This window comes from Thiemannella venezuelensis (assembly GCF_014203605.1).
GTDB lineage: Bacteria > Actinomycetota > Actinomycetes > Streptosporangiales > Streptosporangiaceae > Planomonospora_A > Planomonospora_A venezuelensis.
Window position 1 is genome coordinate 225,588 of the sequence record NZ_JACHJJ010000011.1, and the last position, 20,379, is coordinate 245,966.

Genomic DNA, 20,379 nt, shown 5'->3' on the forward strand with positions numbered 1-20,379 from the left:
GGCCGCCGGGCTCCCGGCTCAGTGGCCGGCCAGGGCCTCCTCCAGGCGGGGGGCGAGGCCGGCGGTGAAGTCCTCGACGCTCTCGCAGCCGCTCGGCCGGAGCGACCAGCAGGTGAGCAGCGCGTGGACCTCCGAGCGGAGGACCTGGCTGAACCGGTTGTAGTACGGCGAGGGCGGGCGGACCCGGGCTCCGGCCAGGGCGCGCAGGAGCGTCTCCGGCGGTGCGACCTGCGAGCGGGGCTCCGACCCGGCCGGCGCGGAGTCGCCGCAGCGGGCCCGCGCGTAGAGCGCGGAGACCCTCGCCGGAGCGAAACCGCCGCAGTGGTAGAGCATGGCGGCCGCCTCCGGGCCGGTGAGCGCCGCCACCAGCCGCTGGGCCTCGCCCGGCCGCCCGGTGTCCGCGGAAACGGCGAGGTACTGCCCGCCCAGGACGCCCGGCCAGGGGAGCGGAGCCGCCGCGAAGCCGACCCCGCCCTCCTGCCGCTCTCCGGAGAGCACCTCGTAGGCGGAGGGCCAGTGCCGCAGGAAGAGCGCCTGCCTGTCCCGGAAGGCGGTCAGCGACTGCGCCTCGAAGCCGTTGCGCGCGTCCCCGGAGACCACGCCCGCCCGCACGGCGTCGACGAGCCGCTGGACGGCCGTCCTGCCCCGCTCGGTGTCGATCACCACTCCGCCCGCCGGGTCGACCACGTCCCCGCCGTTGGCCCAGAGCGCCTCGAGGACGTTGACCGTCAACCCCTCGTAGGGGGCGAACTGCCCGGCGAAGGGGAGGGCGGGGGAGGAGAGCGCGGACCTGTGCCTCTCCGCGAGGGCGAACATCTCCGGCCAGCCGGCGGGAGGGCCGGGGAGGATGTCGTCGCGGTAGTAGAGCAGCCCCACGTCCGTGTTGAACGGCACGGCGTACTGCGTGCGCTCCCAGGCGCCCGCGGACCAGACCTGCGCGAGGAAGTCGTTGGTCACGCTGTGCGCGGCGGGGTCGACCGGCAGGAGATGGCCTCCCGCGGCGAACTCCGGGATCGACTGGATGTCGAGGTTGAACACGTCGTAGTGCCCGGTCTCCGCCTGGGCCGCAGAGATCATCTCGCTGCGCTGCTCGTCCGCCACCTCGGAGATCACGACGAAGCACGCCCGGGGGCGGTTCCCGCGGGAGTTCCAGACGGCGTCGAGGACCCGCTCGCGGACGCCGCCCGAGACGTCGGCGCCGCTGGCGATGCGCAGCACGCAGCCGTCCTGGGGCCGGCCGGCCGGCTCGGAGGCGCTGCACGCCGGAAGGACGAGGCAGGCGGCCGCCGCGGCGGCGGCCGCAGCACGGAGCGGGAGTCTCACCGGGGCCTCCTCAGCTCGTCGAACACCTCGTCCAGCGCCCTTTCGGGGTCGCTGCTCGCGTCGTAGCAGGACATCAGGCCCTTTTCCTGCAACTCGGGCAGCGGCTTCTTCGCGCAGCCCCGCCCGGTGAAGGAGAGCACCACCAGGCGGACGCCGTCGCGTCCCCTCAGGTCGCTCGCTGCCAGGCCCTCGGGATCGCCGCCGTCGGTGAGGACGAGGACGACCCGGCGGTCCTGGCCGCCGCCGATCGCGGCCATCCGGTCGAGCGCGTCGACGACGAGGGCGCGCATCTCGGGGTCGGGGCGGGAAGGGCGGACGTCCATGACGGCATCGAGCCTTTCGACGAGGGACCTGCCCCCGTCGGTGACGGCCGCCGGACCGCTGCCCCGGCCGTCCTCGGGGAAGAAGGTCTGCACGCCCGTGGTCCGCTCGCCGCGCCTGCTGGTGACGATGAACTGGGCGAGCCTGCCCGCCGCCGTCAGCCGGGTCCCGCCGTCGGCGGCCCGGTTCCCCATCGACCCGGAGTTGTCGACCAGGAGGAGGACGTGGTCGGCGAGCCGGGTCCTGGACTGGTAGATCGTGCTGGTCACCGGGGCCTTCCAGTCCAGTGCCACCGGCGCCTCGCTCTTCAGCCACCCGCTTCCCGGCGGCAGCGCTCCGGTGTCCAGGCGGCCCCGGTGGTCGCGGAAGCCGTAGCGGGGCAGCGCCTCCCGCAGGGCGTCGCAGAACTCCTCGACCGTCCGCCGCACCGATCCGGGCCGGTCCAGATCCGACCACAGGACCGGGACGCAGGTGTAGCGCAGGGCATGCCCGCCCTTCGGGTAGACGGCGGTCAGCGGGGCGAGCACGTCCGCGGTTGCGGACGCGGGGGCCGTCCCCGTACGGCCGGCCGTCATCCGCACGGTCGCGGGCGCCGTGAAGCAGCCGTCCGGAGCGCGCGGCGCCGAGGCCGTGCCGGACAGGGCCAGGTTGATCTCGTGGAACTGCTGCTCCGTCATGACCACCGGAGGAGCCGCGGCGCTGTCGGGATACCGGCACATCACCTCGTGGACGTTGTCGTCGGGCCGTACCTCCCCGGACAGGTCGGCCGCCGGCCCGGCGGCGGCCGTGGTGGCCAGCCCGACGTTGGAGGCCAGCGGGTAGGTGCGGACCACCTGGCGGGTGCTCGACCTCGGGCGCAGGAGGTAGGCCCAGTCGTGGGCGCCCGGCCGCAGGTCGTCTCCGGCGAGGTCGTCGGCGAGACCGGACGGGGCGGCGATGACCAGGGGCGACACGGCCACGGTCACCGGCTCGCCGAACGTCAGTTTCGGGTCGCGCCGTCCCCGCACGTAGCCGACCTCCTCGGAGAGGTCGGCGAGCCATCCGTCGGGCCGGGCGCCGGGAGGCGTCCGCGGCGTCCGGCCTCCGGACGGCTCGACGGGGAAGGTCCAGTCGCGGAGCCGGTTCCGTATCCCGTCGGCGGGCAGCGCGCCGACGTTCACGTTCACTCCCCGGCAGCCCCACCAGTTGGCCTCGTCCCGCATGAAGGCGTCGGCCACCCGCCGGACGGCGGGAGCCGTCTCGTCCGACACGGCGAACGTGACTTCGACCGGGGTTCTGCAGGGACCCCACGGCGGATCTCTGGCGAGGAGGAAGCAGAGGACGCCGACGGTCAGGAGAATTCCCGTCGAGAGAAACCACCAGATCCGTTTCTGTATCCACCGGAAGAACGCATCGAAAAGGGCCGCCAGTTTTCCCGGAAGGGTGTGGCGGAGCCAGCTCAGGACTCCCAGCGGCACCTCGGGAACGACGGTCAGCACGGCCAGTCCCACGATCCCGCAGATCAGGACGGCCTTCCAGAGCGTGGAGACCGACAGGGCGAGCAGCACGAGAAGAATCTGGACGAAGGCATTCAGAACGCCTGTCGTGAGCTGCAGGGCCCGTTCCCTCGGGCCGGGGGTGCGCGGCGGAGACTCGTTTTCAACCGCGGTGTCTCCGCTGTCCGTCATCTCTCGGTCGCTCCCGTGCAAGGCGGTCCCGGGCCTCTGCTTATCACCCTATGGCGGATCATCGATGGTAACGGCACATTTCCAGAACAGAAGGAATGGCGATATCGGTGCCGCCCGTATCCCGGTTTCCGGTCGGGACGCCGCGCCGCGTCCCGCCGGACGCGATCACGGCGCGCCGCGGAGAGGGGCCGCCCCGGGAGCCCCGCGGGTCGCCCCGGGGCGCGGTCGTGCGGTCCGTCCGGGCGGCCGCGCGTGCAAAGTCTCTCCGAGGGCCGGGACCGCGCCCGGCAAAGCGGGCCGGCTCGTCCGTGGCGAGCTGCCATCATCCGGGAATGGCAGGTGGCCGGCCACCGCCGGGAAGGCGCGCGGCCGAGCGAGGACGGAACGGGCCCGCCGGCGGGAGAGCCTCTCGCGAGGCGGCACGCTCCCCCGTCCTCCTCGGATCGATGCCGGTCGCGAGAGGCCGGGCCACGACAACGACGTCCTCTGCGAAGGAGCTCACGGACTTGCTCACCATCGGCGACCGCTTCCCCGAGTACGAACTCACGGCCTGCGTCTCCCTCGACCCGGAGAGGGCGTTCGAGACGATCGACCACAAGACCTACGAGGGCAGGTGGCGGGTGGTGTTCTTCTGGCCGAAGGACTACACGTTCGTCTGCCCGACGGAGATCGCGGAGTTCGGCAGGCTGAACGGGGAGTTCGCCGACCGAGACGCCCAGGTCCTCGGCGTCTCCGTCGACTCCGAGTTCGTGCACTTCGCCTGGCGCAAGGACCACCCGGACCTGCGGGACCTGCCGTTCCCGATGCTCTCGGACATCAAGCGCGAGCTCTGCACCGACCTGGGCGTCCTCGGCGAGGACGGCGTCGCCCAGCGGGCCACCTTCATCGTGGACCCGTCCGGCGAGATCCGGTTCGTCATGGTGACCGCCGGCTCCGTCGGGCGGAACGTCGAGGAGGTCCTCCGCGTCCTCGACGCACTGCAGAGCGAGGGCCTGTGCGCCTGCGGCTGGAACAAGGGCGACGCCGGCCTCGACGCCAAGGAGCTGATGGCCGGCGCCTGACGCCGGCCCCGCCGGCGGGGCCGATCGCCGGGCGGGCCGTACGGGGGGCGGGATCAGGCGGGCAGGCGGCGGGCGGCGCCCGCGGTGCGGCGGCGGCGCCTGGCGGCGTCGGCGCGCTCCAGCCACCACTCGGCGAGCAGCAGGGAGGTGGTCCAGCCGAGCCAGGTGGCCAGACCGGAGATGGCCTGCACCAGCGCGACGTCGCTGCCGCCGAAGGTCGTCTCCAGCTGCGGGACCAGGATGATCGCCGCGATGGCGCCCCAGATCCGGTTCGTGATGATCGACATGGTCAGCGCGAAGCTGCGCACCATCCACCGGCGGTGGTCGGCGAAGCGGCGCTGCCGGGCCATGCGGAACCCGGTGACGGTGAAGGCCAGCCAGAGGGCGGCGAGTATGACGTTGCTGACCCTCGCCACCGGGCCGAACGGGCTCAGGGCGCCGATCACGAGGCCGAGCGCGCCGGCGGGCAGGACACCGCCGAGGACGTACACCCGCCCGGCCGTCCGGTGCACGGCCGGGTGGCGCTGCCGCAGCCACGGCCAGATCTGCAGGCAGCAGGTGACCATCGCCACGGCGCCGAACAGGATGTGCGCCACCAGGAGCGGGTAGTACGCCGCGAAGCCCTCCGGCGCGGGCACCCGCGACAGGCTCGGGTCGAGGGAGAGGTACGGCGGAAGCGAGAAGGCGAGGAAGGCGAGGGCCACCACCGCCAGGGGCGCCACCCAGGGCCGCCGCCACCAGCGCGGGCGCGCGGGCCCGGTCCCCGCCTCCGGCCGCCCCTCCCGTCCGCTTCCGGGGAGGGGCCGGACCGCGGCGGCCTCCGCAGGCGCCGCCGCGGTCCGCTCCGTGCTGGTCCGCTCTGTGCCGGTCGGTTCCTTCGCGGTCGGTTCCGTGTCGATCCGCTCTGCCATGGCGGGCTCCTTAGCGAGGATGCGATCTCTTCGTGGGATGGAGCCTCGCCAAGGCCGCTGACGGCCCGCTGACTGATCGCTGACCGGTTCCGCGCGGGTGCGTGCCCGCCCGGTCGTGTGCCTGCCGTACGGCAGGACCTCCGGTCCGGGGCGGTCAGCCGGCCGCGTCGGCCTCGGGGGCCGCCGGGGCGGCGGCGGAGCGCAGCGGGATCTCCTTCAGGAACAGCGCGGCGAGCGCGCCGAGGACCGCGATCGGGGCGCCGACCAGGAAGACGGTCTGGATGGCCCGGGTGAAGGCCTCCAGGACCACCTCCAGCACCGGGGCGGGCAGGTGGCGGATGGCGTCGGGGGAGCCGAGGCTGGGGGTCGCTCCGCCGGTCAGCGGCAGGCGCGCGGCCTTGGCCAGGGAGACCAGCTCGGAGCTGAGCCGGTTGCTCAGGATGGCGCCGAAGGCGGCCACGCCCACCGCGCCGCCCAGGGAGCGGAAGAAGGACACACCCGAGGTGGTGACGGCCAGGTCGGAGCGGGTCACGGCGTTCTGCGCGGCCAGGACGAGGATCTGCATGGAGGCGCCGAGGCCGATGCCGAGCACGGTGATGTCCACGCCCACCACGAGCAGCGAGCTGTCGACGTGCAGCCGGGAGAGCAGGAACAGGCCGAGCGCGACGAGCAGCATGCCGCCGATCGGGTAGGCCTTCCAGCGGCCGGTCCTGCTGACGAGCTTGCCGGTCACGATGGAGGCGGCGAGCAGCCCGAAGACCAGGGGCAGGGTCATCAGACCGGAGCCGGTCGGGCTCATCTCCTTGACGATCTGCAGGTACTGCGGGAGGAACATCATCGCGCCGAACATCGCGACGCCGACGAGCAGCGAGGCGAGGCTGGAGAGCACGAAGGTGCGGTTGCCGAACAGGCGGGGCGGCAGGATCGGGTCGGCGGCCCTGCGCTCGGCGAGGACGGCCAGGCCGAACATGGCCAGGCTGAGCGCGCCCAGGCCGTAGGTCCAGGCGGAGTTCCAGTCGAACTCCTGGCCGCCGAGGGAGAGCAGGAGCATGAGGGCGGTGGTGCCGCCGGTGATGAAGGTGGCGCCCCACCAGTCGACCTTGGCCTCGCGTCGGACGAACGGCAGCTTGAGGACCTTCTGGATGACGGCGAACGCGACCACGGCCAGCGGCACGCAGATCCAGAACGTCCAGCGCCAGGAGAGGTTGTCGACGATGAAGCCGCCGAGCAGCGGCCCTGCCACGGTGGAGACGCCGAAGACGGCGCCCATGTAGCCGCCGTAGCGGCCGCGCTCGCGGGGCTCGACGACGTCGCCCAGGATGATCTGCGGCAGCGCGGCGAGACCGCCGGCGCCGATGCCCTGCACGGCCCGGGCGGCGATGAGCTGGCCCATGTCCTGGGCGAAGCCGGCCGCGACCGAGGAGAGCACGAAGACCACCAGCGAGGTCTGGAACATGAGCTTGCGGCCGTAGAGGTCGGAGAGCTTGCCCCAGAGCGGGGTGGAGGCGGTCATGGTGAGCAGGGTCGCGCTGGCGACCCAGGCGAGCTGGTCCTGGCCGCCGAGCGAGCCCACGATCGTCGGCAGGGCGGTGCCCACCACGGACGTCGAGATCATCGACGTGAGCATGGCGAGCATCAGCCCGGTGAGGATCTCGAGCACCTGCTTGTGCGTGAAGCGCGGTGCCGCCTCGGCCCCGGCCCCTGCCGCGGCCTGTTGTTCGGTCAGCATGGACCATCCCCCAATACATGTACGATGCACACAAGTTAGTAGACGTGCGTTTACTTCGTCAAATCTGGAAGGATCGGGCGGATGGAAGAGGTACGGCGCCGCGACCGGGAGGGCACCCGGCAGCGCATTCTCGACGCCGCACGGCAGCTCTTCGCCGAGCTGGGCTACGAACACGTGACGATGCGCCTGATCGCCGCGGAGGCGGACGCCAACATCGCGCTGATCAACCGCTACTTCGGCAGCAAGCGGGAGCTGTTCGCCGAGGTGCTCGCCATGCAGGGGCGCTTCCCCGGCGTGCTGGAGGGCCCGCGGGAGGAGCTGCCCCGGCGGCTGGCGGAGTACGTCGCCGACCGGCTCGGCTCGGACCTGGGCAGCCCGGTGATGACGGCGCTGAGCCGTTCGTCGGCCAGCCCCGAGATCCACGACATCATCAAGGACCGCGTCAACTCGGCGATCATGGAGCCGCTCGTCGTGCTGCTGCCCGGCGAGGACGCCCGGCTGCGGGCGGTGATCGCCACCGCGCTCATCGCCGGGGCCAGCACGCTGCACCGGCTCTACGGCCCCGAGGCGCTCGGCTCGCCCGCCCGCGAGGCCGTGGTGGCCCGGCTGACCAGGGTCTTCGAGGTCTGCCTGGAGGGGTGAACCCCGTCGGCTGGGGCGGAAGGGGAAAGATACTAACTTTCGGCGTAAAACCGGCTGCCTGCTTGTGCGGTGCAGGGCTGTGACCGGCCGATCCCTCCTCCTATGTTGGGTTGTCTTGCCGTCGCGGGAGATGACCAGATGTCCTTTGTGCAGCGGGTGCGCGCGCAGGCCGAGAGGTGCGGGAGCGAGCGGTCCTACACCTTCGTGGAGGACCGCAGGGGGGAGCTCGCCGAGAGCCGCCTGACCTTCGCCGAGGCCGACCGGCGGGCCAGGTCCACGGCGGCGTGGCTGGCCGGGCGGCGGATGGAGGACCAGGCGGCGCTGCTGCTCTACCCCGCCGGACTGGAGTTCCTGACCGCCTTCCTCGGGTGCCTGTACTCCCGGGTGATCGCGGTGCCCTCGCCGCTCCCGCAGACCGACCCCCGGGCGCTGGAACGTGCCGAGGGGATCATCAAGGACGCCGACGTACGGCTGGTGCTCACCGACGCTGCCAACCGCGACATGCTCGCCGGCTGGCTGCGCGAGGTCGGCCTGGACGGCGCGGTCGAGTGCGTCGCCACCGACGCCCTGGAGCTTCCCGCCCCCGAGGCGTGGGCCGAGCCGGAGATCGGGCCGGACACCCTCGCCTACATGCAGTACACCTCCGGCTCCACCAGCGAGCCGCGCGGCGTCATGCTCACCCACGCCAACCTGCTGCACAACGAGAACGAGATCTGGCGCGCGATCGGCTCCCCCGAGGAGGGCGTCGGGGTCGGCTGGCTGCCGCACTACCACGACATGGGTCTCATCGGCATGCTGCTCCAGCCGATCTACGCCGGCGGCGACCTGTACTTCGCCTCGCCGATCTCCTTCGTCATGCGCCCGGCGCTCTGGCTGGAGATGATCAGCCGCTACCGGGCGGGCTACACCGTCGCGCCCAACTTCGCCTACGAGTGGTGCGCCGCCCGGGTCACCGACGCCCAGCTCGCCGGCCTCGACCTGTCCGGCCTGAAGTTCGCGCTCAACGGGGCGGAGCCGGTCCGCCCCAGCACGCTGCGCACCATGGTCCGCCGCTTCGGCCCGGCCGGATTCAGCGAGAGGGCCTGGGCCCCGGCGTACGGCATGGCCGAGGCGACGCTGGTGATCACCGCCACCCCGCTGGGGCAGGGGCCGCTGATCCGCCGGTTCGACGCCGCGGCGCTGGAACGGCACGAGGCGGTCCCCGCCGGCCCGGCCGGCGGCGTCGAGCTGGTCGGCTGCGGGCGGCCGGTCACCATGGCCGTGGACATCGTCGACCCCGAGACCCGGGCGCCGCTCGGCGAGGGCCGGGTCGGCGAGATCTGGGTGCGCGGAGGGAGCGTCGCCCGGGGCTACTGGCAGCGCGAGGAGGCCACCCGCGACGCCTTCGCGGGCCGTACGGCGGGCGGCGAAGGGCCGTTCCTGCGCACCGGGGACCTCGGCTTCGTCCTGGACGGCGAGCTCTACGTCACCGGCCGGATCAAGGACGTCGTCATCGTGAACGGCCGCAACCTCTACCCGCAGGACCTGGAGGAGGCCGCCCGCGAGGCGCACCCGGCGCTGGGCGCCGCCGCCGCCTTCGGCGTCCAGGCGGCGGAGCCGGGGACCGCCGGGGGGCCGGCGGCGCAGGCCGGGCGCGCGCCGGGGCCGGAGTCCAGGGAGCACGTGGTGGTGGTGCAGGAGGTCAGGGAGCAGCGCCTCGGCGGTGTCTCCGCCGCCGAGCTCGCCGACAGGATCAGGGGCGAGCTGGCCCGCGCGTTCGGCCTGCCGTCCATGAGCGTGGTGCTGGTCGAGCGCGGCGGGGTGGGCAAGACCACCAGCGGCAAGATCCAGCGGTCCCGCACCCGCGAGCTGCTGCTGGCGGGGCTGCTGCCCGTCGTCCACGCAGAGCTGACCGCCGGGCTCGCCGGAGAGCTCGCGGGCGGGCCCGCCGCCGCCGTGGCGGCGGACGCACAAGAGGGAGAGTGAACATGTCCGCCGACGCCGGGATCGCGATCGACCTGGACGACATCCGCGACTGGCTCCGGGCCCAGGTGTCCTCCTACGTCATGCGGGCGCCCGAGGAGATCGACCCGCTGGTCCCGGTCGCCCAGTACGGCATGGACTCGGTCTACTCGCTCAGCCTCTGCGGCGACATCGAGGCGGAGTACGGGCTGGAGATCGAGCCCACCCTCGTCTGGGAGCACCCGACCGTCGAGGCCATGGCCGGCCACCTCCGGGGCAGGCTGAGCCCGGCCTGATGCCCCGCCTGATGCCCCGCCGGATCTCCGATCTGCTCTGCGGCCGGCGCACGAAGTGGCTGGTGCTGGCCGTCTGGCTGATCGTCGTCGTCATCGCCGGCTCCTTCGCCGGCCGGCTGGAGTCGGTGCAGAAGGACGACATCGCCGCCTACCTGCCGGGCAGCGCCGACTCCGCCCAGGCGGTCAAGCGCATCCTCGGCATGCAGGGGGAGAACCTCTCCCCGGCGACGATCGTCTACGAGCGGCGCGGCGGCGTCACCCGGGCCGACGAGGACGAGATCGCCCGGGACATGAAGGAGTTCGCGCGGATCGAGGGCGTGGTCGCCGAGCTGCCCACGCCCACCGGGGGCAGGACCTTCGACCGCGACGACCTGGACCGGGAGCTGGAGCCGTACCGCGACGCGAAGGGGAACCTGCCCGACCAGCTGCGGGCCGTGGAGGAGAAGCTCAGGATCCCCAAGCTGACCAAGACGATCAAACTGCTCGTCGCGCAGCGCGCCAAGGACGGCGAGGCCGTCCAGGTCGTGGTCATCGTCAAGGACCACGGCGGACGGGAGACGGCCCAGATCATCGACCGGGTACGGCGGGTCCTCGACACCGGGCGCCCGGCCGGGCTGGCCGCGCACATCACCGGCATGGTCGGCTTCCAGGCCGACGCGCTGGCGGTCTTCTCCACCGTGGACACCGACCTGCTGCTGGCCGCGATGGGCGTGGCGGTGGTCGTACTGCTGATCACCTACCGCAGCGCCGTCCTGTGGCTGTTCCCGCTCGGCATCGTGCTGGTCGGGCTGACGGTCGCGATGGGGGTGAACTACGGCCTGGCGGCCGCCGGAGTGATCACGGTCAGCAGTGTCGCGGTCTCCCTGCTCATGGTCCTGGTGATCGGCGCGGGCACCGACTACGCGCTGCTGCTCGTCGCCCGCTACCGGGAGGAACTGCGGCGGCACGCCGACCGGCACGAGGCGATGGCGGTCGCGCTGCGCCGGGCCGGGCCCGCGGTGGTGGCCAGCGCGGCGACCGTGGTGGCCGGGCTGCTCTGCCTGGTGGTGGCCGAGCTCAACTCCACCAAGGGGCTGGGGCCGGTCTCGGCGGTCGGCGTGACGAGCGCGATGCTCGCGATGATGACGCTGCTCCCGGCGGTCATGGTGGTCTTCGGGCGGTGGGTGTTCTGGCCGGTGGTCCCGCGCTACGACCCGTACGCGGACGAGCCGGCCGAGCAGCCCCCGGGCGCCGGGAGCACCGCCGCCGGGAACGGGACCCGGGCCGCCGGAGCCCGGCGGGCGGGGGGCGCGGGGCGCGGGACGGCGGGGACCGGCGGCACCGGGACGGGAGCCGCCGGGACAGGGGCGTGGGGAGCCCTGGGCCGCCGGATCGCGAGGAACCCCCGGCTGGTGTGGATCGTCACCTTCGCCGCGCTGGCGGCGTGCGCGACCGGGCTGGCCGCCTACCGGGAGGGCGGGCTGGACAACGCCGACGTCTTCCTGAACCGGCCGGACTCGGTCGTCGGGCAGGAGGTCGCCGCCCGGCACTTCCCGGCCGCGGCGGCCGACCCGGTCCAGGTGGTCACCACCGAGCAGTACGTCAAGGACGTGATCGTGGACACCGCCCAGCGCCCCGAGGTCACCGCGATCTCGCTGGGCGCCGCGGGCAACGGCGACATCCTGCTCAACGTGACCGTGCGCGCGGCCGACGGGGAGGAGTCCGAGCGCCAGGAGGTGATGGCCCTGCGCGACCGGCTGCGCGCCGTGGCGGCCCCGGACGTGAACGTGGGCGGGAACGTGGCGCTCATCGCCGACCTGGAGCGGGGCGCGGAGCGGGACCGCGAAGTGATCATCCCGCTGGTGCTGCTCGTGGTCTTCGCGGTGCTGGCCCTGCTGCTGCGCTCCCTGGTCGCGCCGCTGCTGCTGCTGGCGACCGTGGTGGTGTCGTTCCTGGCCACACTGGGCATCAGCGCGCTGGCCTTCACCCACCTGTTCGGCTTCGCCGGGGTGGACCAGGGGTTCGTGCTGCTGGTCTTCGTCTTCCTGGTGGCGCTCGGCGTCGACTACAACATCTTCCTGATGCACCGGGTGCGCGAGGAGGCGCACCGGCACAGTACGGCGCGCGCCGCGATCCTCGGCCTGGAGGCGACCGGCGGGGTGATCACCTCGGCCGGGGTGGTGCTGGCGGGCACCTTCGCGGTGCTCGTGGTGCTGCCGCTCTCCCAGACCGTGCAGATCGCCTTCTCGGTGGCGGTGGGCGTGCTCCTCGACACGATGATCGTCCGTTCGGTGCTGGTCACCGCGCTGACCCTGGACGTGGGCGACGCCATCTGGTGGCCGGGCCGGCTGGCCAGAGGCTTCCGCTGGTGGCGCGGGGGCAACCCGCTCGCCCGGTTCCGGAGCTCGCGGGTGCGGCCCCAGGTCATGCTCAGGCCGCGGCGCCTGGTCCGCCCGCGCGTGACGCTCAGATCCGGCCCCGTCATCTTGGGAAAACGCGAAAAAAGGGAGGGGGAGTTTAGCGGTAAGTGATAGTCCGGATTATTGCGAGGTAGATCACACCTGTGATTTACTTCCGAGTAACAAATGGTGGGCAGGTCCTCGCACACAATGCGTTTCTGCCCTCGCGAGGTGCTGATACGCACCCATCAGGCATTTTCAGGCCCAGGTGGAAAGCGTGGCGACGGTGCACATTCCGAATTCCTTCCTGCCATTGTCCGCGGCGCAGAGTGGAATTTGGCGGGCCCAGCGGCTGGCTCCCGGAGACCCGATCCACATCGCCCAGTACATCGAGGTGTCGGGACCGGTGGACCCGGAGGTCTTCGCCGCGGCGGTACGGCGGGCGGCCCGCGAGGCGGACGCCGTCCACCTGCGGATCGTCGAGGACGGGGGGTCCGGGGACGGGGGGCAGGTCGTCGAGGTGCGGGAGCTGGAGTGCCCGTTCCTCGACCTCGGGGACGAGCGGGCCGCCCTGAAGTGGATGCGGGACGAGCTGAACTCGCCCTTCTCCCCCGGGAAGCTGGTCGCCACCGCGCTGCTCAGGGTCGCCGACGACCGGTATCTCTGGTACCTCCGCTGCCACCACGTGATCATGGACGGCTACAGCGGGCCGATGATCGCCCAGCGCCTGGCCGAGGTGTACACCGCGCTGGCCGAGGGCCGCGACCCGGAGCCGGGCGGTCTGGGCTCGCTGGCGACCCTGCTGGAGGAGGACGCCGCCTACCGCGCCTCCGCCCGCCACCAGGCCGACCGCCGCTACTGGCTGGAGCGGCTCGACGGGCTCCCCGACACCACCCGCGGCACGCTCGCCCGGAGCGGACCCGGCGACATGGTGGCTCGGAGCGGACCCGGCGACATGGTGGCTCGGAGCGGTCCCGGCGACGCCATGCCCACCTCCCGGTTCCACCGCCGGAGCGCCCGGCTCGGGGAGGCCGAGGCCGCCGCCCTGACCGAGGCGGCGCTCGCCCGGGGCACCGCCGTCTCCGGGCTGATGATCGCCGCCGTCGCCGCCTTCGTGGCCCGGCTCGGCGGGGTGCAGGAGGTGGTCCTCGGGCTGGCGGTCACCGCCAGGACCACGCCGGCCGCCCGCCGTACCCCCGGCATGCTCTCCAACGTGCTCCCGCTCCGCCTCGCCGTACGGCCGGAGACCACCCTCGGCGAGCTGGTCGGGCAGGTCACCCGGGAGGTCGGGCGGCTGCTGGTACACCAGCGCTACCGCTACGAGGACCTCCGGCGCGAGGTGCGCGGCAGGCTGTTCGGGCCGGTGGTCAACATCATGCGGTTCGACTACGACCTGAAGTTCGCCGGGCACGCCGCCACCGCGCACGCGCTGGCCACCGGCCCGGTCGAGGACCTGTCGATCAACCTCTACGACGGCTCCGACGGCCGCGGCGTGCGGATCGACTTCGACGGCCATCCCGACCTGTACGGCGAGGCCGAGCTGGCCGACCACCACGACCGGTTCCTGCGCTTCCTCGCCCGGGTCGCCAAGGCGGGGCCGGACCACCGGGTCGGCGCGATCGAGCTGCTCGACGAGGCCGAGCGCACCCTCCTGGCCGAGTGGGGCTCCGCCCCGCGCGACGTGCCGGCCGGCACCGCCGTGGACCTGTTCGAGGAGCGGGTACGGGTCGCGCCCGGAGCCGTCGCGGTGGCCGCCGGGGAGACCGGGATCACCTACGCGGAGCTGAACGCCCGCGCCAACCGGCTCGCGCACCACCTGATCGCCCGGGGCGCGGGCCCGGACCGCTACGTCGGGCTGTCGGTCCCGCGCTCGCCCGACATGGTCGTGGCGCTCCTCGCCATCCTGAAGTCCGGGGCCGCCTACCTGCCGCTCGACCCCGAGCATCCCGCCGGACGGCTGGCGGTGATGCTCGCCGACGCGGCCCCGCCGATCGTGGTCGCGGGCGGCGGGACCGCCGCGGTGATGGAGGAGATCCGGCGGGCCGGAGGCGGCGGCGCACCCGGCCCGGAGACCGGGCGGGACGGTGACGCGTCCGGCCCGGCGCCGGCGCGGGACGGCACCGGGTCCGGCCCGGAGATCGTCGACCTGGACGTCTGGGACGGCGGCGGCCTGCCCGCCACCGATCCCGCGGTCCCGATCCTGCCCGGCCATCCCGCCTACGTCGTCTACACCTCCGGCTCCACCGGCCGCCCCAAGGGCGTGGTGGTCACCCACGCGGGCCTGCCCGCCTTCGCCAGGACCGAGATCGACCGGTACGCGGTCACCCCCGACGCGAGAGTCCTGCAGTTCGCCTCGATCGGGTTCGACGGGGCGGTGCTGGAGTGGCTGATGGCCCTCTCCTCCGGCGCGGCCCTCGTGCTCGCGCCCACCGGCGTGTACGGCGGCGAGCCGCTCGGCCGGTTCCTCGCCGGGGCGCGGGTCACGCACGCGTTCGTCACGCCCGCGGCGCTGGCCACGGTCCCGGAGACGGCCCTGCCCGAGCTGCGCACGCTGCTGGTCGGAGGCGAGGCCTGCCGTCCCGAACTGGTCCGGCGCTGGGCCGCCGGCCGACGGATGATCAACGTGTACGGGCCGACCGAGACCACCGTCGTGGTCACCACCAGCGACCCGCTGACCTCGCCCGCCGACCTCCCGATCGGCCGCCCCGTCTACGACACCCGCCTGTACGTCCTGGATGCGGGGCTGCGCCCGGTCCCGCCCGGCGGCACCGGCGAGCTCTACGTCGCCGGGCCCGGCGTGGCCCGCGGGTACCTGAACCGGCCCGGCCTGACCGCCGAGCGGTTCGTCGCCGACCCGTTCACCCCGGGCGGGCGCATGTACCGCACCGGCGACCTGGTCCGGTGGCGCGCCGACGGCCAGCTCGCGTACCTGGACCGGGCCGACCGGCAGGTCAAGATCCGGGGCTTCCGGATCGAGCTGGGCGAGATCGAGGCGGTGCTCGCCGCCTGCCCCGGGGTGGAGCAGGCCGCGGTGCTGGCCCGCGACGACCGGCCGGGGGACCGGCGGCTGGTCGCCTACGTCGTCCCCACCGCGCCTGCGGCGCCCACCGCGCCTGCGGCGCCCACCGCGCCCACCGCGCCCACCGCGCCCGTCACGCCCGGCGCCGGGTCCGCCGCACCCGCCGCGGGCGCCGGCGCTCCGGTCACCCCGGACGGGCTGCGGGCCTTCGCCCGGCGGTCGCTGCCGGAGTACATGGTGCCGGGCGCCGTCGTCGTCCTCGACGCGCTCCCGCTGAACTCCAACGGCAAGCTCGACCGGCACGCGCTGCCCGCGCCCGACCGGGAGAGCGGGGGAAGGGAACCCGACGGGGAGCGGGAGCGGCTGCTGTGCGCGCTCTTCGCCGAGGTGCTCGGCCTGGACCGGGCAGGCGCCGACGACGGCTTCTTCGACCTGGGCGGTGACAGCATCGTCGCGATCCAGCTCGTCGCCAGGGCCCGCGAGGCAGGACTCGCGATCACGCCGAAGCAGGTGTTCCAGCACCAGACCCCCGAGGCCCTCGCGCTCGCCGCCCAGGAGGCCGCCGGGGCCGCAGGGGCCGCCGGCGCGGACGACGACGGGGTGGGGCCGGTCCCGGCGACCCCGATCGTCGAGTGGCTGGCGGAGGCGGGCGGGCCGGTCGCCGGGTTCTGCCAGAGCGTGACGCTCCGGGTGCCTCCGGAGCTGGGCCTCGGCCGCCTGGCGGACGCCCTGCAGGCCGTACTGGACCACCACGACGCACTCCGCATGAGAGTGGGGGGCGGTACGCCGGAGGAGGCCCCGGGCGGGGCGGCGGACGCCGCCGGCGGATGGCACACGAGACTGGAGATCATGCCGCCCGGATCGGTCCGGGCGGCGGAATGCGTGCGGCGCGTCGAGGCCGGGTGCGGCGCGGGCGCGACGGGACCGTCCGGGAGGGAACCCGCCGAGGCCGGACCGTCCGGGACGGGGCCGTCGGAGGCGGGACTGCGCGCGGCGGCCGAGGAGCAGCTCGCCCTGGCCCGGGCGGAGCTGGACCCGGCTGCCGGTGCGATGGTCAGAGCCGTCTGGCTGGACGCGGGCCCGGCGTGCTCGGGCCGCCTCCTGCTCGTCCTCCACCACCTGGTCGTCGACGGCGTCTCCTGGCGCGTCCTGCTGCCCGACCTGTTCGCCGCCTGGTCCGCCGCCGTGGAGGGCCGTCCCGCGGCGCTCGCCCCGGTGGGCACCTCCTTCCGCGCCTGGGCGCGCCACCTGCGGGCCGAGGCCCGCACCAGGGCTCCGGAACTCGCCGCCTGGACCGCCCTCCTCGCCGCCGACGGCGGCACCGTGATCCCGGGCGGGAGCAGGGACGCCGTCCCCGGACGGTGGGGGACGTGGGGAGAGCGGCGGGAGCTGGTCGTGGAGCTCGCGGCGGAGGTCACCGGCCCGCTGCTGGGCAGGGTCGCCGCGGCGTTCCGCGGGCGGGCCGACGACGTGCTGCTCGCCGGGCTCGCGGCGGCCGTCGCGCGGCGGGGCGGGCGGGACGTGCTCGTCGACCTGGAGGGGCACGGCCGCCGGGACGACCTGCTCCCCGGCGCGGACCTGTCCAGGACCGTCGGCTGGTTCACCGGCATGCACCCGGCCAGGATCGACGCGGGCGAGCTCGACTGGGCGGACCTGTGCGCGGGCGGGCCCGCGGCGGGAGAGGCCGTCAAGCGGGTCAAGGAGCAGTTGCGCGCCCTGCCCGACCCGCTGGGCTACGGCCTGCTGCGCCACCTCGACCCCGAGGCGGGGCCGGTGCTCGCCGCGCTCCCCCAGGCGGAGATCGGCTTCAACTACCTCGGCCGGGTCGCCGTCTCGGGCGGGGACTGGGAGCCGGCCGACGGCGGCCTGTCCGGCGGGCAGGACGCCGGGGCGCCGCTCCGGCACGGCATCCAGATCGACGCCCTCGCCCTCGGCGACACCCTCCGCGCCACCTGGACCTGGTCCGGGGCCGCCTACCCGGACGAGGAGATCGCCGCCCTGGCCACCGCGTGGGCCGAGGCGCTCACCGGCATCTCCCGGCACACCGGGGGCGGGCTCACCCCCTCCGACGTGCTCGCCCCGCTGGCCCAGCGCGACCTCGACGACCTGGCAGGCCCCCAGGGCGCCGGCGCCGCCGGGGACGACGGCGATCCGGGCGCGTCCGGCGGCCCCGACCGGGACCTCCAGGACGTCTGGCCGCTCGCCCCGCTCCAGCGCGGCCTGTACTTCCACTCCCTGCTCGACGTGGACGTCTACACCGCCCAGCTCACCCTCGACCTGGCCGGTCCCCTCGACGCGGCCCGGCTCCGGCGGGCGGCCGAGCGGCTGGTGCGCAGGCACCCCGTCCTGCGCGCCTCCTTCCGCCTTCTCGACGACCCCGTCCAGCTCGTGCATCGCCGGGTCGAGGTCCCCTGGCGGGAGGTCTCCGGCGGGGATCCCGACGCCGTGGCGGCCGAGGAGCGGGCCCGCCGGTTCGACCTGGCCCGGCCGCCGCTGCTCCGGTTCGCCCTGGTACGGCTCGCACCGGACCGGCACCGGCTGGTCCTCACCAACCACCACATCCTGCTCGACGGCTGGTCCACCCCCCTCCTGGCCGCCGAACTGCTCACCCTCTACGCGGAGGGAGAGGCGGAACCCGCCCCGCCGTACCGCGACTACCTGGCCTGGCTCAACCGGCAGGACCGCGCGGCGGCGCGGGAGGCGTGGGACCGGGCCCTCGACGGCGTGGACGAGCCGACCCTCGTCGCCCCCCAGGCACCCGCCGTGCCCGTCGCGCCCGCCCGGGTCACCGCCGAGCTCGACCCCGCCCTGACCGCGGCCCTCGGCACGCTGGCCCGCGACTGCTCCACCACCCTGAACACGGTCCTGCAGGCCGCCTTCGGCCTGCTGCTGGCCCAGCTCACAGGCCGCGACGACGTCGTCTTCGGCGGCACCGTCTCCGGCCGCCCGGCCGAGCTGCCCGGCGTGGAGCGCATGGTCGGCCTGTTCATCAACACCCTGCCGGTCCGGGTACGGCTCCAGCCCGGAGAGGAGGTCGGCGAACTGCTGCGCAGGCTCCGCGACGAGCAGGCCGAGCTGCTGCCCCACCACCACCTCGGCCTGACCGAGATCCACCGCGGCGCGCTGTTCGACACGCTGCTGGTGATGGAGAACTACCCCCTCGACCCGCGCACCGCGATCGGCGACCTGACGCTGACCGCCGCCGACGTGGCCGACGCCACCCACTACCCGGTCACGCTGCTGGCGATCCCCGGGGAGCGGCTCCGCTTCCGCCTGCAGTACCGGCCGGACGTGTTCACCGAGGCGGAGGCCGTACGGCTGCTCGACCGCCTCCGGCACGTGCTCGCCGCCCTCGCCGGGGAGACCGGGGCACGGCCGGGCGGAGAGGCCGCGCCGGAGGGCGCGACCGCACCGGAGAGGGCGGCGCGGGGGAGCAGGACCGTCGGCGGGCTCGACGCGCTCCCCGCCGCCGAGCGCGACCTCGTCCTGCACGCGTGGAACGAGACGGCGGCGGCCGTACCCGACGTGACGCTGATGGACCTGTTCGAGGTGCAGGCCGCCCGCACGCCGGACGCGACGGCGCTGGTGTTCGAGGGCGCCGAGCTGAGCTACGCCGAGCTGAACGCCCGCGCCAACCGGCTGTCCCGGCTCCTGGCCGAGCGCGGCGTCGGGCCCGGGCGGATCGCCGCCCTGATGCTGCCCCGATCGGCGGACCTGCTCGTCGCGATGTACGCCGTGGTCAAGGCGGGCGGCGCCTACCTGCCGATCGACCCCGGCCTGCCGGAGGCGCGCGTCCAGGCGATGCTCGGCGACGCCCTGCCCGCCGTGGTGATCGACCCCCTCTGGCTGGCCACCGCCGACCCGTCCGGCCGCTCGCCGGAGAACCCGGACCTGCGGCCCGCACCGGACGACCCCGCCTACGTGATCTACACCTCCGGCTCGACCGGACGGCCCAAGGGCGTCGTCGTCTCCCACCGCGCGATCGTCAACCGCCTGCTCTGGGCGCAGGCGGAGTACGGCCTGCGCGCCGACGACCGGGTCCTGCAGAAGACCCCGGCCGGGTTCGACGTCTCGGTCTGGGAGTTCTTCTGGCCGCTCCAGACCGGCGCCGCCCTGGTCATCGCCAGGCCCGACGGACACCGCGACCCGGTCTACCTCGCCGGGCTCATCCGGGACGAGGCCGTCACCACCGTGCACTTCGTCCCGTCCATGCTGGCCGTCTTCCTCGCCGAGAACCCGGAACCGGGATCCCTGCGCCGCGTCCTGTGCAGCGGCGAGGCGCTCCCGCTCGACCTCGCCGAGCAGGCGGCCACCCGGCTCGGCGTGCCGGTGCACAACCTCTACGGCCCGACCGAGGCCGCGGTGGACGTCACCTTCTGGGAGCACCGCCCCGAGCCGGGCGCGGTGTCCGTCCCGATCGGCCGCCCGGTCTGGAACACCCGGGTGTATGTGCTGGACGGGTGGTTGCGTCCGGTGCCGGTGGGGGTGGCGGGGGAGTTGTATCTGGCGGGTCCGCAGTTGGCGCGGGGGTATCTGGGGCGGGCGGGGTTGTCGGCGGAGCGGTTCGTGGCGTGTCCGTTCGGTGGGTCGGGGGAGCGGATGTATCGGACCGGGGATCTGGTGCGGTGGCGTGGGGACGGGGTGCTGGAGTATCTGGGGCGGACGGATCAGCAGGTGAAGGTGCGGGGGTTTCGGATCGAGCCGGGGGAGGTCGAGGCGGTGGTGGGTCGGCATCCGGGGGTGTCGGCGGTGGCGGTGGTGGTGCGGGAGGATCGGCCGGGTGATCGGCGGCTGGTGGCGTATGTGGTGGGGGTTCCGGACGCGGGCCGTGCGGCGGCGCCGGGAGCGACGGCGGGCGGAGCGGTGTCGTCCCCGGGAGCGGGGGCGCCGTCTGCGGAGGAGGTTCGGGCGCTGGTGCGGGGGGTGTTGCCGGAGTACATGGTGCCGTCGGCGGTGGTGGTGCTCGATGAGTTGCCGGTGACGCGGAACGGGAAGTTGGATCGGGCGGCGTTGCCCGCGCCGGGGGCTGCTGTGTCGGGGCGGGGGCCGCGGACGCCGGTGGAGGAGATCTTGTGTGGTCTCTATGCGGAT

At 74.2% G+C, this 20,379-nt stretch carries 10 protein-coding genes; 6 read left to right on the forward strand and 4 right to left on the reverse strand.

The features are described from left to right. Window positions 1-18: 18 nt before the first annotated feature. Both FHS22_RS18315 and FHS22_RS18320 read right to left on the reverse strand, forming a co-directional pair. Entirely contained in the window at window positions 19-1,323 is a 1,305-nt protein-coding gene (locus FHS22_RS18315) for an extracellular solute-binding protein (protein WP_184943212.1), read from the reverse strand. Continuing rightward, window positions 1,320-3,191, reverse strand: a complete 1,872-nt coding sequence (locus FHS22_RS18320) for a substrate-binding domain-containing protein (protein WP_184943214.1) — start codon at window positions 3,189-3,191, stop codon at window positions 1,320-1,322. Before FHS22_RS18320 ends, FHS22_RS18315 begins: the two co-directional genes overlap by 4 nt. Window positions 3,192-3,817: 626 nt before the next feature. Here FHS22_RS18320 and FHS22_RS18325 point away from each other — a divergent pair. Further along, a complete protein-coding gene (locus tag FHS22_RS18325; RefSeq protein WP_275955166.1) occupies window positions 3,818-4,372 on the forward strand; it encodes a peroxiredoxin in 555 nt (184 codons plus the stop codon). Between the two features lie 53 nt (window positions 4,373-4,425). Here FHS22_RS18325 and FHS22_RS18330 read toward each other — a convergent pair whose 3' ends face one another. Then, window positions 4,426-5,283 (reverse strand): DUF2306 domain-containing protein, encoded by an 858-nt coding sequence (locus FHS22_RS18330; RefSeq protein WP_184943218.1) that lies wholly within the window; start codon window positions 5,281-5,283, stop codon window positions 4,426-4,428. A gap of 154 nt (window positions 5,284-5,437) precedes the next feature. After that, complete coding sequence (locus FHS22_RS18335) at window positions 5,438-7,012, reverse strand: MDR family MFS transporter (RefSeq protein ID WP_184943219.1); 1,575 nt, start codon at window positions 7,010-7,012, stop codon at window positions 5,438-5,440. Between the two features lie 81 nt (window positions 7,013-7,093). Here FHS22_RS18335 and FHS22_RS18340 point away from each other — a divergent pair, with 81 nt between their 5' ends. The 5 genes from FHS22_RS18340 to FHS22_RS18360 all read left to right on the forward strand — a co-directional run. Then, window positions 7,094-7,654, forward strand: a complete 561-nt coding sequence (locus tag FHS22_RS18340) for a TetR/AcrR family transcriptional regulator (protein WP_184943221.1) — start codon at window positions 7,094-7,096, stop codon at window positions 7,652-7,654. Between the two features lie 138 nt (window positions 7,655-7,792). After that, the gene (locus FHS22_RS18345; protein ID WP_184943223.1) at window positions 7,793-9,619 is read left to right on the forward strand and encodes a fatty acyl-AMP ligase; all 1,827 of its coding nucleotides are present in this window, start codon (window positions 7,793-7,795) and stop codon (window positions 9,617-9,619) included. Window positions 9,620-9,621: 2 nt separating this feature from the next. Further along, a complete protein-coding gene (locus tag FHS22_RS18350) occupies window positions 9,622-9,891 on the forward strand; it encodes an acyl carrier protein (protein WP_184943225.1) in 270 nt (89 codons plus the stop codon). Next, window positions 9,891-12,401 carry an MMPL family transporter gene (locus FHS22_RS18355; RefSeq protein WP_184943227.1) on the forward strand — a complete coding sequence of 837 codons (2,511 nt, stop codon included), beginning with the start codon at window positions 9,891-9,893 and terminating at the stop codon, window positions 12,399-12,401. The genes FHS22_RS18350 and FHS22_RS18355 overlap by 1 nt, the downstream gene beginning before the upstream one ends. 154 nt (window positions 12,402-12,555) lie before the next feature. Next, a partial coding sequence (locus FHS22_RS18360; protein ID WP_184943229.1) for a non-ribosomal peptide synthetase occupies window positions 12,556-20,379 on the forward strand: 7,824 nt, incomplete at its 3' end.